General features: G+C 49.3%; 13 protein-coding genes. 9 read left to right on the top strand and 4 right to left on the bottom strand.

Features of this window, described 5'->3' with window-relative positions:
- The first annotated feature begins 143 nt into the window (after positions 1–143).
- From AC0YN0_RS15960 to AC0YN0_RS15930, 7 genes are all read left to right on the top strand, one after another.
- The gene (locus AC0YN0_RS15960; protein ID WP_475822136.1) at positions 144–1397 is read left to right on the top strand and encodes an FAD-binding protein; all 1254 of its coding nucleotides are present in this window, start codon (positions 144–146) and stop codon (positions 1395–1397) included.
- A gap of 296 nt (positions 1398–1693) precedes the next feature.
- On the top strand, positions 1694–2119 hold the full coding sequence (locus AC0YN0_RS15955; RefSeq protein WP_475822135.1) for a MarR family winged helix-turn-helix transcriptional regulator: 426 nt from the start codon (positions 1694–1696) through the stop codon (positions 2117–2119).
- Positions 2120–2258: 139 nt separating this feature from the next.
- Entirely contained in the window at positions 2259–3017 is a 759-nt protein-coding gene (locus tag AC0YN0_RS15950; RefSeq protein ID WP_475822134.1) for an SDR family NAD(P)-dependent oxidoreductase, read from the top strand.
- Positions 3018–3064: 47 nt separating this feature from the next.
- A complete protein-coding gene (locus AC0YN0_RS15945) occupies positions 3065–3466 on the top strand; it encodes a hypothetical protein (protein ID WP_475822133.1) in 402 nt (133 codons plus the stop codon).
- Positions 3467–3853: 387 nt separating this feature from the next.
- On the top strand, positions 3854–4558 hold the full coding sequence (locus AC0YN0_RS15940) for a DUF5713 family protein (RefSeq protein WP_475822132.1): 705 nt from the start codon (positions 3854–3856) through the stop codon (positions 4556–4558).
- A 22-nt stretch (positions 4559–4580) separates the two neighbouring features.
- Positions 4581–5330 carry an immunity 51 family protein gene (locus AC0YN0_RS15935; RefSeq protein WP_475822131.1) on the top strand — a complete coding sequence of 250 codons (750 nt, stop codon included), beginning with the start codon at positions 4581–4583 and terminating at the stop codon, positions 5328–5330.
- On the top strand, positions 5327–6010 hold the full coding sequence (locus AC0YN0_RS15930; protein WP_475822130.1) for an imm68 putative immunity domain-containing protein: 684 nt from the start codon (positions 5327–5329) through the stop codon (positions 6008–6010). Before AC0YN0_RS15935 ends, AC0YN0_RS15930 begins: the two co-directional genes overlap by 4 nt.
- Before the next feature lie 328 nt (positions 6011–6338).
- Here AC0YN0_RS15930 and AC0YN0_RS15925 read toward each other — a convergent pair whose 3' ends face one another.
- From AC0YN0_RS15925 to AC0YN0_RS15915, 3 genes are all read right to left on the bottom strand, one after another.
- Positions 6339–6713: a hypothetical protein gene (locus tag AC0YN0_RS15925; RefSeq protein WP_475822129.1), complete on the bottom strand. Its 375-nt coding sequence runs from the start codon at positions 6711–6713 to the stop codon at positions 6339–6341.
- Between the two features lie 201 nt (positions 6714–6914).
- Entirely contained in the window at positions 6915–8903 is a 1989-nt protein-coding gene (locus tag AC0YN0_RS15920) for an ABC transporter substrate-binding protein (protein ID WP_475822128.1), read from the bottom strand.
- Positions 8904–9049: 146 nt separating this feature from the next.
- Positions 9050–11026 (bottom strand): AraC family transcriptional regulator, encoded by a 1977-nt coding sequence (locus AC0YN0_RS15915; RefSeq protein ID WP_475822127.1) that lies wholly within the window; start codon positions 11024–11026, stop codon positions 9050–9052.
- Positions 11027–11452: 426 nt separating this feature from the next.
- Between AC0YN0_RS15915 and AC0YN0_RS15910 the strand changes: the two genes are divergently transcribed.
- Entirely contained in the window at positions 11453–14977 is a 3525-nt protein-coding gene (locus AC0YN0_RS15910) for a cadherin-like beta sandwich domain-containing protein (protein WP_475822126.1), read from the top strand.
- Between the two features lie 229 nt (positions 14978–15206).
- Positions 15207–15977, top strand: a complete 771-nt coding sequence (locus AC0YN0_RS15905; protein ID WP_475822125.1) for a class I SAM-dependent methyltransferase — start codon at positions 15207–15209, stop codon at positions 15975–15977.
- 81 nt (positions 15978–16058) lie between these two features.
- Here AC0YN0_RS15905 and AC0YN0_RS15900 read toward each other — a convergent pair whose 3' ends face one another.
- Positions 16059–17072 carry a zinc-dependent alcohol dehydrogenase family protein gene (locus AC0YN0_RS15900; protein ID WP_475822124.1) on the bottom strand — a complete coding sequence of 338 codons (1014 nt, stop codon included), beginning with the start codon at positions 17070–17072 and terminating at the stop codon, positions 16059–16061.
- Positions 17073–17105: the final 33 nt, after the last annotated feature.

Raw genomic sequence — 17105 nt, 5'->3', positions numbered from 1 at the left:
CTATTACGGTAAAAATCCGGTTGCGGTGTGAGAGGGTTAAGCGCTTAGAAAGCGAATTTAAATACAGAGCCCGACGAGAGGGATGTCGTGGCTCTGTTTTTTTATGTCAGCATTGCATAACGTGGAATGGAGTGAAAAGTACAATGATAGAGGAACGCAATTGGGCGGGAAATTACAGATACAGTGCATCGGAGCTATTCGAGCCGGACAGAATGGAGCAGCTCCAGGAATGGGTGGCGAAACGTCATAAAGTCAGAGCGCTTGGTTCGCGTCACTCGTTCAACAGCATTGCCGATACGTCCGGCAGTCTGGTTTCGCTGAATAAGATGAATCAAGTATTGGAGCTTGACCCCTCGCGAGGGACCGTCACGGTGGAAGGCGGTATCCGGTACGGAGAGTTGGCCCGTTATTTGCATGCAAATCATTATGGTCTGCATAATTTGGCTTCTCTTCCGCACATTACGATTGCCGGCGCTTGCGCAACGGGGACGCATGGTTCGGGGGACCGGAATGGCAATCTCGCTACCGCCGTACGCTCGGTTGAGATTGTTACTGCAAGCGGGGAAGCGGTCAGTTATACGCGCGGTGAACAGCCGGAAGCAGATGGAGCCATCGTCGGTCTCGGGGCGCTAGGGATCGTGTCGAAGCTGACACTGGACATCGTGCCGAGCTTTGATATCAGCCAGCAAGTGTTTGAGAACCTGGCTCTATCTAGGCTGGAAAGTCATTTCGACGATATTTTCTCGAGTGCGTACAGCGTCAGCCTATTTACAGATTGGAGCAGCGATCACTTTAATCAAGGGTGGTTGAAACGTCTTTCCGATGTGGATGATAGTTTTGCTGAGGGTGACTTCTACGGGGCGACGAGGGCTACTGTGCCGTTGCATCCCGTGCCGGGTATTTCTGCAGAACCATGCAGTGAGCAGCTTGGAAAAAAAGGGCCTTGGCATGAGCGGCTGCCGCATTTCCGAATGGAGTTTACTCCGAGTGCGGGAGAGGAGCTGCAAAGCGAGTACTTCGTGCCGCGAAGCCAAGCCTATGCTGCGTTAGAGGCAATTAACAAGATAAGGGAGCATATCGCTCCGCTTCTTTATATTTCGGAAGTGCGCTCGATTGCCTCCGATCAGCTATGGATGAGTCCAAACTACAACCGGGATTCGATCGGCATTCATTTTACATGGAAGCCCCATTCTGAGGCGGTTGAACGTGTGTTGCCGATCATCGAAGCAGCGCTCGAGCCATTCGAGGCGCGCCCGCACTGGGGGAAGGTGTTCACAATGGCGCCTGAACGTTTGAAGTCGCTCTATGAGAAGCGCCTAGCATTCCAAAGTCTCGCAGCTAGCTGCGATCCGCAGGGGAAGTTCCGCAATCCTTTCTTGGATTCGTATCTGTGGTAAAGAAGTGAAGGATATGTGGTAATTAGGGATAATATAGGTTTAAAACTTGGCGTTATAGGCAGTGCGGTGAAGCGCATCATAAGCCAATTCTACAGTTGGAGCGATTGGATTTCGTATAGCGACAATCCAATCGCAATCACTTACACCCGATTTGCAGACGCGCACGTTAATTCATCGGTTCGATTGCCGTTATGTTGGCTTATAAAGCGAAGTCGTTTGACATTCTGGAAATTCCTGATATATAATTAGGATGCTAATTATATGAACACGATCTTAGAATGGAGCCATACCGCCACATGTCTCAATCCGTCCTTTACTTGAAAAGAACTTATATTATTATGCGCAAAGAGCTTGACGTGCGGTTAAGCACATTCAATCTGACGACTTCGCAATTCGAGATCCTGGGCTACTTGGCTCAATCCGGAGGGTTGGAGCAGCAGAAGCTCCAGCATCATAGCGGGATTACATCCGCGACGTTGACCGGAATATTAGATAAGCTGGAGGCTCGGTCATACATCTCCCGTAAGCCTAGCCATACGGACGGAAGGGCTAACGTTGTGACACTTACGCAGAAGGGCAACGAGGTGTTCGGTAAGCTGGTTGATCTTATTCTGCAATTCGAGAACGAGATGCTTAAAGGGTTCACGCAAGCCGAGAGAGATTTGTTGGGACAGTGGCTGCAACGAGTGGCCAAGAACCTAGGGGATAAGGAATATTATTAATAAGGGCTTTTAGCCTTCACTAATAGCTAGCATCCTAGCAATCGGAGAGGAGGTGAGTGCAATGGTGCATTTATTAATGAAGATGGAAAATCAATTGCCACATAGCTAGGATCCTAATTAATAAGGGGGCTATTCTATTATGCGAATCGTAGTTACGGGAGGAACAAGCGGAATCGGTTACGGGACGGCGCGCTTTGCCGCGGAACGCGGTTGGGAGGTAACGATTGTCGGTCGTAATCGAACCCAAGGCGAGAAGATTGCCGCAGAGCTGGGGGGAGACTACCTCTATGCAGATCTGTCCAAGATGTCGGATGTACGTCGATTAGTGGAACAGCTCGAAGGGCCGATTCATGCTTTGGCGCTGTGTGCGGGAGGGATATCTACCGATAAAGAGGCACGGCTGACCAATGAAGGGTTGGAGACGACTTTCGCGACAAACTATTTGAGTAAATTCGCGTTATCGGAGATGCTTCTTCAGCAGAATAAGATCGTACCTGACGGATGCATCGTTATGGTAGGAGGTAACGGTGTCCACAAGAATGCTTCGACCTCTTGGGCTGAGCCTCAAGCCGGTCTATCATCGGCGATGAAGGCAGCGCTTGCGGTCGATCTCTATGCTTCCGAGCTCGCCAAGCGACATCCGCAGTTGCGCGTGCATACTTGCTATCCGGGAATGGTTCGAACGAATTTGTTCCAAGAGGCGCCGTTGCTGTTCCGATTGTTGTCTCGAGTGTTCGGCCAACCGATAGCCAAAGGCAGCGCTTATCTGGGTCGGCTGATCTTGGAGAAGCATTCGGGGGTACATTGGAAGCAGAACCGCTCCATGCGTTTCCGCGTTCCTTTACCCGAAGGCCAAGAAGCTGAGGCGCTTTGGGCATATAGTCGACAATATATCTAACCATATAACAAAGGGGGTTAAGTATGCGTTATAAAGCAGGGTGGCTGGTGCATAATCATATTTTGGCTTTGACGCATTTTGAACCGGTGGTAACGATGGAGGATTTCCGGGATATCGCTGCGGATGCGCACATGGCATTGCAAGAGGCGACGCAGCCCTTTCACCTTCTGATCGATAATCGGATTATCGCCGAAAGGACGGTCGCCACTCTGGATTCGATGTTGAAAGCTCTGCCGATCCTCCAACATGCGCACCTGCGATGGATTGTTGTCGTGCTGCCCGAAGCCGTCAAAGAGACTGCAGCAGCTAGACAAGTCGAGCGGCATGGATCGATTCAATTAAAATTTGCGGACAGTCTGGCTTCCGCATTCCAGCATCTTGCCCGTGAAGACGACCGTATAGACGAGGTGGCTGGCATGGAATCGAGTTGGAGTGATTGGATCTCCTAGGAGGGGAATCCGATTGCGGTTGGGGAAGAGTAGAACGAGGAAAAAAATAATAGTACGCAGATTTTGAATACATCGCCAAGTGGCCTATGCGCCACGGCGATGTATTTTTTTTACAGAGTAGTTAAAATGCTTGCTCAGCCGCATTTTGCAATCCTGCTTCTTGCCGGATTGACTTAGCCGGTTGAGGCGTATTTGCACGGATTGCATGAAAATGAAGAACAGTGAATCTATCACCTGTGTTTATATTGGAGTATAATTGGAAGAATAGGAATTCGGAATGATCAGACTGTTAGGATATGGTGCGGATTTCCGGTCGTTATGGAAAACGCGATAATTAAGTTGGGGAATTGTGCTAAACACATTATCGGACCGAAAAGAGGCAGAGTGATGGAACGACACTCCTTCGCACAACTTATTATTTGGCATCAAGAAGATGAACATCAAAAAATAGTAGATAGAATTATGGAAATTCCTGAATTAGATAGAGATTATGATACAGCCAGTTTATTGGCAAGAGCTATGAATAATCTGGAACGTTACGATGAAGCACTTCAACAGCTTTTGACTATTGCAAAACAAGGTGAGGATGACCCTCTCTGGCATTTTCGCGTGGGTTACTCCTACTATTATCTTGAACAATATGAGGAAGCATTAAGAGAATTTGAAATTACAGATAAGTTAGACCCAGGAGATAGATCTACTTTGACCTTATTAGATTGGAGCCGAGGTAAACTCGAACAAAAGAAAAAGAAGCTTAAGCAGACTGCCACAGATACAATTAAACCAATTGAATATTTGAAAGATATGTACATTGATAGATATTTCCCGGATTTTCTTGTGGATAAAGTCAAAGCTGAACTAGTTAAAGTTGTTGGATTCTTGGAACAAGGAAATCAAAATATCGAAGAAATTCAGGCAGAGCTTGATTTGGCTATCCATGCAATCAATGATTTGGCAGAAGAGTTTGACGAAAATGACAGTGAAATTGAAACAGTTGCGAGAGAATCTATTGCACAGACTGTTGTAGATATTTTAGCCTTTTTTGGTATCGAGATTGATATAGAAGAAGCCATTCGTGAACGTGATTGGTAGTAGTGATGGGGAGGGAAATAGTATGGATAACGATCTATTGGAACAGCTCACTCTTTGGCATAACAAGAACCAGTATAAGAAAATCATTAACAAAATTATAGAAATACCCGAAGCAGACAGGGACTATGAATTGACTTGCCATTTGGGAAGAGCATTGAATAATCAAGATAATTATAATGAAGCTATCAAATGTTTTTTATCTGTTCAAGAGCAAGGTGAGAACGACCCTCTTTGGCATTTTCGAATAGGATATGCTTATTTTTACCTTAAAGAATATAAGGAAGCATACGTTGCCTTTGAACAATCTGTAGCGCTTGACCCTGAAGATTCACAAGCCAGTATGTTTTTAAAAATGAGTCTCAATGCCGTTAGTAGAGCAGGAAATGAAACTATCCATATAGCTAACGTTGAACAGGATGAGGGTTTGTTAGAAGTTGAAGAAAAAATAAACCCATTTGGGCTAGTTGCTCATCATAATGGAAGCATATCAATGATTTTAGGTGTTGGAAAATATAAGCGTGAAATTTTTCAAACACGAGCCGAAGAAGGATGCGAAGGCAATGGCTATGATTGGGGTTCATTAGCAGCCGTGTTTCTTGAAGAAAAAATGCCTCACTTAGTTGATATCATACGATTTGACCCGGAAGCCGATACGTTCTGCGTTTATTCAGACAATAGAGAAGCCATACTTAGTTTTGCAACTGCTTTTAAGGAAGCATGTGAAGATGACGCATTAATAAAAGACTTATTTTCACGAGCTGTATTAGATTGATTGGAAATATCAAATTACAACGACATTTATCACTAAAATTAGTGTACCCCAAAAGCATAGCAACAAAGAGGGTTAAGCCACCTACGCAAGTTGAAAGTGATTATCACAATGGCAGCTGCCTTGCTTTTCAATATCCCAGTGGCTTATACGGCGGCATTAACATTCTACATCAAAAGAAAGTGGAGATGAACATGTACATAAGCAAATGGTGGGGGGATTTGATTGGCGGTTCCGATGACTCCCTTACATTAATAGACTATTTGGAACAATTGGACTTCAAGGATGTGACGCTCAATCAGATTTTACGGGACTTTGGTTTCGATATTCTGCTTGCTGAGGGAGATTTGAAAAACGGCGGAAATATTGGATTTGATAGGAGAAGTGCTAACGGTATGTTTCGAGTAGAAATTGATATTGCCTGCAGTGCTCTAATCGATCTTTCAGCCATTGTATTGGAGAGTCTTAAATCAGGCTATGTCGATTTACATGATTTGGATGAGGCTAGGCAGCCGCAAAAACTTTATATTGATGCCTTCGAAGAAACAAGAAGCCTGCTTCGGGATGAATTGAACAAGTTTTCCCGTAATCCACTGTCCTACGATTTAGCTAAGCTTGTTCCGGCCGATGATATGAGGAAGCTTGCAGAACAAGCAAAAATGATAGCAGATGAGCTGTTATAATTTGGTCATCGCTCAATTCTTGAAAATACTTATGGAGTGAAAAAAATCTAACGGACACCAGAGACGCGTATCGGGCAAAAACCGCAAATCCGGATTTCTAACGGACATCAGCGACGCTTAAAACACCAGATGAATGGTATTCCGCCACTTTGGGCGCGCTAAGCGTCACGTATGTCCGTTAAAATGAAGGAAGACGGTAAAACACTTTTTAAGGTGCAGCTATGTCCGTTACAATCTTTCCCCCGACCGCGCTCCAGCCCTTTTGTCCCTAGTATAGCTGTTCTGTCGCAGGAATTGACCCGACGGGGGAAATAGATCCCTTACGAAATTAGAGGAAAGTAACCTTGATTACATCCCTGCCGATGAGAGTCCCCGAACTGTTGTAAACCGATGCGAGAATATTGAAAGTTCCGCCTGCCAGCGTGATCTTCGTACTGTTCGATAACGTATGACGAATGTCGTATCCGCTGGACGGCACGTTGAGCATGCCCGAATAGTAGGATAATGACCCGTTGTTCGTCTCCTGAATGCGGAGCTCGTACTTGTAAGCCCCGGTCGGCTTCGTAATGCCGATATAATTCGGAACCGCGCCGATGCTGTTCGGATACGGGTTGAATACGTAAACCCCGTCGGCCGCGCTCGCTTGGGAAGCGATTCCGAGCAGCAAACCGATGACCATGACAAGCGATAATATTTTCTTCATTATTCATTCCTCCTAATAAGGTTCGTTTTACCCGTTCCGGCCGAAAAGGGCATGTACCTTTGCAGAGAGCTCTCGCGATGAATATAACATCATTTAGCAGAGGTTACTATATTTAGAACGTTGGATTATATGTCTATTTCTATCGGAATCTTTTCTATAAATACGTAAAAAGGCGAGGATTGCTCCTCGCCTCTCACCATTTCACTCCGGTTTAGTTAAGCTGTCCACGACGAATTCAAGCTGGGCTTCCAACGAAATCGGATCACTGAATACGAAGCCGCGGCTGTCCTCGTGATAAACGCGATTGTTCTGGACAGCGGGGAGGCTATCCCAAATGCTGCCCTCAAAAACCGGAGCCGCATTTTCTTCGCCTGTCCATCCGCTTATGAAGATATAATCTCCCGCGTATTCCGGCAACAGCTCAAGCGATAGCTTGGCCCAGCCCTGGCCGCTGTCGATGGCTTCCTTCTGAATAATCGGCGGTGCCTTCAGGCCGAACTCTCCGTAAATGATGTCGCCACCTCGGCCAAAGCTGCCGTAGGCATAAAATTCCTTGGCGCTGCCCGAATCGAAGATCGAAACGGTGCGATCACCTACCGCTTGCTCCACGAGTGGTTTGTATTCGGCGATTTTAGCGTCCCACTGTGCAATCCAGGCCTTCGCTTGCTCTTCTCTGCCTGTCATCTTGCCGAAATCCCATAATTGCTCCCGTAGAGGTATACCGTATTCAACGGCGACGGTCGGCGCGATTTTGGATAGCTTCTCGATCGTTGCAGGGTCGTTCCAGACGACAATTAAATCCGGCTGGAGATCCACTATTTTCTCGTAGGATACATCGTTGCCAATGTTCGCAACGTCGTCCAGCTTTCCTTCCGTATAGTTGTTAAAGGACTCATCACCGGCTCCGACAGGCTTAAGGCCAAGCGCGAGCAAATGTCCGGTGAAGGCTCCTGCTACCATAACGATCCTTTGAGGGTTTTTGGGGATTTGCACCTCGCCGTTAACGGCGGAATATGCGACCATCTCCGAGCTGCTGGTTGTATTGCCGATTGCTGCGTTGCCGGAATTGTTGGCATTGCTCTCTGACACTGCCGCTTTGCTTGCCGCAACGTTAGAGCCGTTCCCGCCATTCGTGTTCGCTGGTCCGGAGCATGCGCTGAGCAATAAAGTTAGGCACAGCAGCAACGTGACGCCAACAGGTAATTTGCTTCTGAACATCTGTAAATCTCCTTTGTCGCTATATTGATAATGATTATCATCGCTCATATCAATATAACGACGAAGTCTGCGAGGAACAATGGACGATCCAAGCCTAATGATAGGACGATAGGAGCTTCGCGCAGCTTGTTCGGACGTATCCTTGAATTGTTTGGGTGTCACTCCGACGTGCTTTTTGAACGTTCTGATGAAATAGGACACGTCTGCATAGCCGACGGTTGCCGCGATTTCTTGCAGAGATAAATCGGTCTGTTGCAGCAGTGAGCTTGCTTTGTTCATTCGAATGCGGATTAAGTAATCGATTATACTTGCGCCGGTTTCGCGTCGGAAATGCTTGGACAGGTAGGGCACGCTGTAGTGAAAGGTGTGCGCGAGTGATTCCCGGGTTAATGGCTCGGCATAGTGCTCCTGCATATAGCGAATAAGCTGAGAGGCGAGATTAGGCTTGATGATGCTGACCTGCTGTTGATCCATTTGCCTGAGCAACTCATATACGAATTGATAGAAAAGTGTTTTGACATGGAGTCGCTCCAAACGTCCTTGAACAAGCCATTCGCTTAGCATTTGCTCGGCCAGTTCGTAGAGTATGGCAGGGTGGAGCGGAATAAACCCGTACTGGAGGTGGAAGGGCAATTGTTGATCCACAAGTCGAAGTGTATGCTGCTCGGCAGATAGCGGTAAGGAGGCTTTATAGAATATCAAGTAATATTGAAAGGATTCATCCGCTAGAATAATATCCAGACGGGCACCTTTGCCTCCATGAAGCATATAGAAACGTTTTGCGGCATGCTCGTTTCCGTCCAATATGAGGGTAGCACTGCCATGCGTTACGTACAGAAAGGCGCTGGCAGGGAACAGGTAAGGTTGCACGGATTCGCCGGCCTGCAGGCCGATCTGTCGGATATCCATGATTTTGAGCGCTGCCTGGTTCCAGATGAGTATGTGCTCTTGTACGTTCACGGTTGCTTTCAATGAAGTGTTGTCTTCCTTCCGCGAGCTGCTGAAGCCAGCCTTTTATAGGTGAGGTTATTATAATAATAGTACTAGATATTTGCAAAGAACAACAAGAAAAGGCAGACTGCTGTCTGCCCCTCCGAAAGCTATTAGTAAGACGACCCTTACGGCTGGAATAAACGAACCGCATCCTCCAGTAGGCCATCCGCGGAAAACACGGTATACGACCACCACTTGTCGTACGGCACTTCATACACTTTGTTGTTTTTGACGGCCTTAAGGCTCTTCCACAATCCTGATTCCTGCATCTTCTTAAAGTTGTCGTCCGCACCCGCATCTACGTCCGATACCATGACCACCAGACGATCCGCATCGTATTCCGGAAGCACTTCCATTGACAGGTGATCCGTGAATACCAACTCGCCCTTGTTCTCGTCGATCAAGGATTGAATGTTAGGCGTTGGCTTCATTCCGAGCAAGCTATAGAGCACATGGCCTACATTGCGATTGCCGACGACTTGGAAGGAGTCTTTGGATATCCAGAGAATCGCTGTCGTCTCATCGGCTCCGACAAGCTGGGAAGCCTTCTCCTTCGCCGCGCTCGCCCGCTCTTTATGTTGCTCGATCCACGCCTCGGCCTCATCGGCTTTGCCCACAATCCCCGCCACTTGAGTAAGCTGATCATAGATGTCCTGGCCTGCCCATTGGAAGGTTGCCGTGGGTGCGATCTTCGCAAGGTTCCCGTATACTTCGCTATCTATGTAGTCGGAAGCGATAATGAGATCCGGATCTAGGGAGATGATCGCTTCGTAATCCGGCGGATAGTCGCCTACGATCGTAATGGGATTCTCATAATGGCTTAAATAATAATCCGGCTCGACTTCGTACTTCGGAGCTCCGACCGGATGGACGCCTACCGCCAATAGCGGCGATGTGGCTCCGATAGAATAGATTCTTTGCGGATTAACGGGGATATCGCGCGTGCCGAATTTATCGGTATACGACTTAACGCTTGCCTCGCTTTCTTGCGCGGTTGCGCTCGGGGTCGGCGTGACCGAGGCCGAAGGCGAAGGATCGGCGGTTGCTGCTTGTGATGAATTACCCGCATCGCCTGAATTACCGCATCCGCCAAGCAGGACCGTGAATGCAACGAACAAGACGGCAGCTATGCTGGGTTTGGAACGTCTGAACATCTGTATGACTCCCTCTCGATTATATTTCAAATGATTGTGATAACCATTCTCATTATAGCACTCAGAAAATAAACCGAGAACGACTTCATCGGAACTGTTCGGTGACGATTTCGGAACCCTATCGGCTTTTTCCATGCTGTTGCGCCTGTACGACAAGGGGGTCACGCCCAGCTCGTTCTTGAACATTCGGCTTAACGCACGCGCGTCCGAGTAGCTGGTGCTTTCGGCGATTTCATGTAGGGTCAGATCCGTGAGGGTCAGCAATCGCATGGCATTTTCCAGCCGGATTCGGGTCAACACGCGTACAGGACTCTCTTGAAGCTTGCTGTTAAACAGCTTATTCAAATAGCGGGTGCTGCAGTTTACCGCTTTTGCGACGGATTCTACGGTAATCGGTTTGCCGTAATGATCATTCATATAGCGTAAGGCTTGATCGAGCAGGCTCGGCCTCAATGGAACGATAACCTGACGCTGCATCTGCCAATGCAACTGGAAAACGAAATGATAGAACAACGACTTGGCATGCAATCGTTCGATCTCGGCGAATGCCTGCCAAGCTTTGAACATCTGCTCCGCTGATTCCCTCAGTTCGGCAGGATACAACGGAGTGAAGGCGTAGGCTTGCAAAGACGGATCGCCATTAAGCAAGGCTTCACGACGCTCCGGCGGTGCAACGGCACGATATAAAATGATGAAAAACTCCAATGGCACCGGCGCCTCGATGCACAGACGCATACCTTTGCAGCCATGCAGAAGATCGTTGCCGCTTACCCTGTAAGCCCGATCATTGAGCCAAACCAAGGCGCTTCCCTGCGTAAAATAGAGATAGCTGCCCGCAGGCAACCGATACTCGTATCTGCCGGCGTCCTCCTCGATTCGTATTCGGCGTATATCGTGTATTTTCACGTTCGCTTGGTTCCAGAACATCACATCGTCGTGAAGACTCATAAGTAAGCTCCTTAAATGTTTGAATTCCATATGCTTATGACTACATTCGACATCAGTCGATAAAAATCCTATAAGTGGGAAGGCTTAACCGTCTATAAATGAAGATACACCGCCACGAAGTCTCCTACTCATGCTATCCCAAATGCTGCCCTCAATACCGGAGCCGCATTTTCTACGCCCGTCCATACGCTTATGCAGATATCGCAAAGTTTTGAAGCTCACCGCTACCTCAGCGGTGAAGAGAAACTGAGTTGCTTTCATTTAGAAATGAGTTCCAAAAACGAAGAGGGTAGTGTCGCTAACCTACCCGCCGGGTAGCTAGGCATCCGATCATCTTGTATGTAAAATAGGGAGGATGAGATAAACAATTAATTCCAGCAACATGATGAGTTGCAACTATTATGATAAAGGTGAGTGAGAGAACTCATGTCCAACCGTGTTTTGTCCTTTATTATTGCTTTAACCTTGCTGCTTGGCCTCATCCCGACTGCCGTGACGGCAGCAGCAGCTGAGCCTTGGGAGCTTCAGACTCAGTTGCCTACTAATAGCGAAATAAACGATGTTGCCTTTGTGAATGGCGCGTTTGTGGCGGTAGGAACCGGCGGATTAATTATGAACTCGAAGGACGGCGAGAGCTGGAGAAACAGCCCTTCTGGAGTGTCAGAGCATTTGAACAGCGTTGCCTACGGCAACGGCGCCTACGTAGCGGTAGGAACCGGCGGTACGATTGTTACATCCTCTGACGGAGAAAAGTGGACCAGTGCCGTCTCGGGTACGACACTTTTCTTGGAAAGCGTCGCTTACGGCAATGGCCTGTTCGTAGCGGTTGGGGGCAACCGGTATGAGCAGCTGCTCATTCTGACTTCAACAAACGGCAAAATGTGGAACGTCGGCTTGTCCGGCGCAGCTGTGTCATTGCTTGATGTTGCTTTCGGGAATGGCCTGTTTGTAGCGGTCGGGAATAACGGGAAAGTATACACATCCCCCGACGGTGCAACATGGACGAACCGCAATCTCAAAGAGCCTAGTCGATTAACGGATGTTGCCTATGGCAACGGCAAGTTCATTACTATCGGTTCCGGCAAGTCGGCGATATCCAGTGACGGCATTAGCTGGACGCAACAGAACGCAAGCGGCGCAGGGACAATCATGAATCTCGGCTATGCCAACGGTCAATATATTGCGACGGGAGGAACGTATGGAGCATTCAATACTTCCGCCGACGGCATCACATGGACCGCTTCCAAAATTCCCGATGCGACAGGTGTGATATATGCCGTGGCTTACGGCAACGGCATTTATGTCGCAGTCGGAATGAGCGGATTAGTCGCAACCTCCGCCGACGGCTTGAATTGGAGCGTTCGTTCGTCGACAGGAGGCGGCATGATTCAAAGCGTCGCTTACGGCAACAATGCATACGTGGCGGTCGGAACCTACGGTGCCATCCTATCGTCCGTTAACGGTGGACGTTGGGTAGCCCGCAATCCTTATAAGGATTTAACCTCCGCGCAATTGCTGAGCGTCGCTTACGGCAACGGCACATTCGTAGCCGTCGGGGAGGTTGGCACGATTGTTACCTCCAAAGATGGCGTGAACTGGGCACTGGCTTCGGCGGGGCATACGAAAAAAATGAGGGGAATTACGTTCTCCAACGGCAAGTTCGTTGCCGTCGGCGAAAAAGGCTCGATTCAGTATTCGACGGACGGTTTGACTTGGACTCAGGTCGTGTCCAATTCGACCGCTGATCTTTATAGCGTGACCTACGGAAATGGGGCGTTCGTCGCCGTCGGAACGGCGACGGGGCGGGCAGAAGTCGTCATTTCTAACGATGACGGCATCACATGGAGCGCCAAAGCGTTTACGAATATTTACTTTCTTAAAGGAGTAACTTACGGCAACGGTAACTTTGTCGCGGTTGGCGGGGCCGTAATCACGTCGATCGACGGGAAGACCTGGTCGACGATTAAAGTCAATCAGAATTACGCAGCCGTCGCCTACGGCAACGGCACCTATATGGCAGTAAGCGCCAGCGAACCGGCTCAAGCATCTCGCGACGGGGTCGTTTGGAACAGCGTCGGACCGGAAGGCTCATTCGACTATTCTGTCGCCTACGGCAAAGGTCAATTTATCTTGGCGAGCCATGGCGGAGCGATTCGCATGTACGGCAACGCCGATCTAAGCGGGTTAAGCGTGTCGAGCGGCAAGCTGAGCCCGGCATTCGAGCCTGGCACGACCTCGTATGAGGTTAATCTGCCGAATGATGTTAGCAGCATCACCCTGACTCCTGCCGTCATGGACGTGACGTCCGCTGTGACTGTGAAGAACGCAGCGCCGTCGCAAGCGGTCGCGCTAGGCATAGGCCTTACGCAGATTCCGATCGTCGTAACTGCGCAAGACGGCACCGTGAAGAGCTATATCGTCAAAGTGTTCCGGGCTGCTGCTGATGCCGGCAATCCCAACTTGTCCCAATTGCAATTATCGAATGCCACATTGAATCAGACGTTTTCTCCTAATGCGATCAACTACACGGCGAGTGTGCCCAATACAAGCAGCAGCATAAAGGTAGTACCGTACGTAACGGTGGCAGGCGGGACGGTGAAAGTCAATGATGTGGCCGTCGCAAGCGGAACGGCTTCAAGCGATATTCCTTTAAACGTTGGGGTCAATAAGATAAGTATCTTGTCCACCGCACCGAATGGCAAGACGATTAGGATCTACACGGTGTCTGTCACGCGGCAAGCACCCGCAGACAGCAATGCCGATCTGCTGGGAATTCATCTCGACAGCGGCACTCTCAGTTCGGTATTCGCGCCAGCAACGACTGGCTATTCTGTCAACGTTGCGAGCGGGGTGAGCAGCATGGTCGTCACGCCTTCCTTATCCGACCCTCGCGCGAACGTTAAGGTGGGCGACACGGTCGTGGCGAACGGCTCGTCATCCGGGGCCATTCGTTTGAACGCTGGAGAGAATGTGGTCACGCTGACAGTTACGGCATACAACCGTACGACGACCAAGAAATACGTTCTTAAGATTACGCGGGCGACTGCGGGGAGCAATGCCCTCTTGTCGGGATTAAAGCTTTCGAACGGAGCGGTCAGTCCTGTCCTTGCTCCCGGGACGTTGACCTATGCGGCCGGTGTCAGTTCCAATGTATCCACCATTACGATTACGCCGACGGTCGCTGAGACCGGCTCGAAGGTTACGGTGAACGGCACGAGCGTTGCGAGCGGAACGGCCTCTGCTCCGATTAGCTTGAAATACGGGCTGAACGTCATTGCGGTAAAAGTCACTGCCGCTAACGGAACAGCCAAGGCATACACTTTCAATATCACGAGAAACGCCGCTACTAACGCCAACCTTTCCGAGCTAAGCTTGGACAGCGGGACGCTTCCGGCATTCAACCCGAGCGCAACGAATTACACAACGATCGTTCCGAACGGCGTCAGCAAGATTAGGGTCACGGCGGCAACAGCGGACAACTATGCCACGCTATCGATCAATGGCGCGACAACGTTGAGCGGCAATCCATCGGCGCTTCTGGATCTGGCCGAGGGGAGCAATGCCATTGCGCTGAAGGTAACCGCTCCGGACGGAGTAACGACAAAAACGTATCAACTGAACATTACCCGCGCTACCGCGGAACAGAGCAATGCCCGACTGAGCTCGTTAACATTATCGAGCGGGTATCTGGGATTCGCGCCTAATCGACTCTCCTATCCGCCTGTTATTGTGGACTCTGCGGTCAGCAGCATCACGGTAACGCCAACGGCGGCTGTCGCAGGCTCGACTATAAAGGTGAACGGCGTGCCTGTCGCGAGCGGAAAGGCATCCGGCGCAATTCAGCTAAGCTACGGGCAATCCACCTTCATAGTAGATGTAGTGGCGCCGGATGGCATTTCGACGAGGCGCTATGAGGTAGTCATGAATCGGGATACTGCGAATAACAACTAGTTGACAGGCATTCTATAGGCAGCAACGTCATTGCCGTCGAAGTTACTTCGGCGGCTCTTTTGTATTTAAATCCTCGTAAGCCAGCCTAGCGGGGAAAAGAAGTAAGGGTTTCAATTCAGGTCCAATTTGATGATAGGCTGTAACTATAACTAATATAGATTTTATATATTTAACTTATAAAATGGACTGTGCCATACTATCCCTAACACAAATGTCGGGAGATGATTCCATGAGTATTAATCAAGTTTGGCAATCCGATCATTATGACAGCAAGCTTGGATTTGTATCGGAATTGGGCAGGGACGTTGTTCGGCTTTTGAATCCAATCAAGGATGAACATATTTTTGATTTGGGCTGCGGAACCGGAGATTTAGCGAATGAAATAAGTCAAGCCGGCGCACAGGTTACAGGGATGGATTTATCGGAGGCAATGATCGGGCAGGCGCAGCGCAAATATCCCCAAGTCCAATTTTTTGTCGGCGATGGCGAACATTTCACTGTAGATTCGGTGTTCGATGCCGTCTTTTCCAACGCAGCTCTGCATTGGATGAAAAACCCGCAGTCGGTACTGTCAGGTGTATGGAATAGTTTAAATCCTGGCGGCAGATTCGTTGCAGAGTTGGGAGGGAAAGGAAATGTGGAAACGATCGTTCAGGCCATTGGCGAAGTGCTGCAAGAGGACTTCGGCATTGATGCGGGCAAGCTGAATCCCTGGTATTTCCCAAGCACAGCCGAATACAGCACATTGTTGGAACAGCAGGGCTTCCGGGTCACCTATGCAGCGCACTTCGATCGACCGACCAAGATCAAGGACAATGAGGAAGGCCTACATCATTGGTTGAGTGGCTTCGCCGACAATTTCTTCACGGCGCTTTCCGAAGCAGAGCGTCAAGCCGCTTGTGCGAAAATAGCTGCTAAAGCCCGGAACGAATTGTTTCATGATGGATCATGGTACGCGGATTATAAACGATTAAGAGTGATGGCGATTAAGCCAAGATAAAACAGTATATAAATGATGAATACACCGCCATAAAGTTCAGAACTCTTTGGCGGTGTATTCGATTCGCTAACCAGCCGTGGTTTAATATCGAATGACAATCTTGCCAAAATACGAGCCTTCCGCGAGGTGGGCGAGGGCCTTAACGGCCTGCGAGAACGGATATTCCGAGTCGATGACAGGGTGAAGCCGATGGTGTTCGATCGCAACGTTCATGTTCTCGAACATGGCCCGGCTGCCTACGTTTATGGCTTGAAGTTTGGCTCTTCGGAGAATGGCCGGGACGATGGCTAAACCTTCGACGCTGGTTCCAGACAGAATGCCGACGATACTGATTTGGCCGCCTACTTTTAAGGCGGAGATAGAACGATTAAGCGTTGCCCCGCCTCCGAGATCCACGATATGATCAGCCCCTTTTCCTTGCGTATACTCCAGTATGGCTTTGTCCCATTCAGCCGTTTCCTTATAATTAATGCCGTAATCGGCGCCTAAGCTTTTGGCTCGTGCAAGCTTCTCATTGCTGCTAGACGTTACGATAACTTTGGCGCCTTGGAGCTTAGCGAACTGAAGGGCGAACAGGGAGACGCCGCCGGTGCCTTGGACGACAACCGTATCTCCTGCTTTGACTTTGCCTTCTTCCACGATCGCATGCCAGGCCGTGACCCCGGCGCAAGGCAGAGACGCTGCTTCGACATCGCTCAAATGCTGGGGGACGCGAACTAACCCTTCTTCAGGCAACACGACATATTCCGCGAGCAGCCCCTGGAGGGGGCTGCCTAAAGTCGTAACCCAATTCTCCTGCGTAGCCTCGCCTAACTTCCAGCTTTGAGTAAAGATCGCGCTCACTCGTTCTCCCATAAGGAACTTGCCGGCATTTTCTCCTAAGGCAACGATCTCGCCTACTCCATCGGACACCGGAATGAGGGGCTCTTTTAGTTCGGGATTGTAGAAGCCGTCTATGACTCCGATATCGCGCGCGTTCAGCGATAGGGCTTTCATTCGAATGAGGACTTCACCTCGGCCTGGAGCTGGGATGGGGCGATCGACTTCGGCGACGTGATCGAGTCCGAAGCCGCCTTGAAGGACGTACGTTTTCATTGAGCATCTCTCCTTATCTTCGGTATAGACATA

Source organism: Paenibacillus sp. J22P218 (assembly GCF_056269195.1).
The sequence above is the reverse complement of the archived record's forward strand: the minus strand, read 5'-3'. Positions and strand labels throughout refer to the sequence as shown.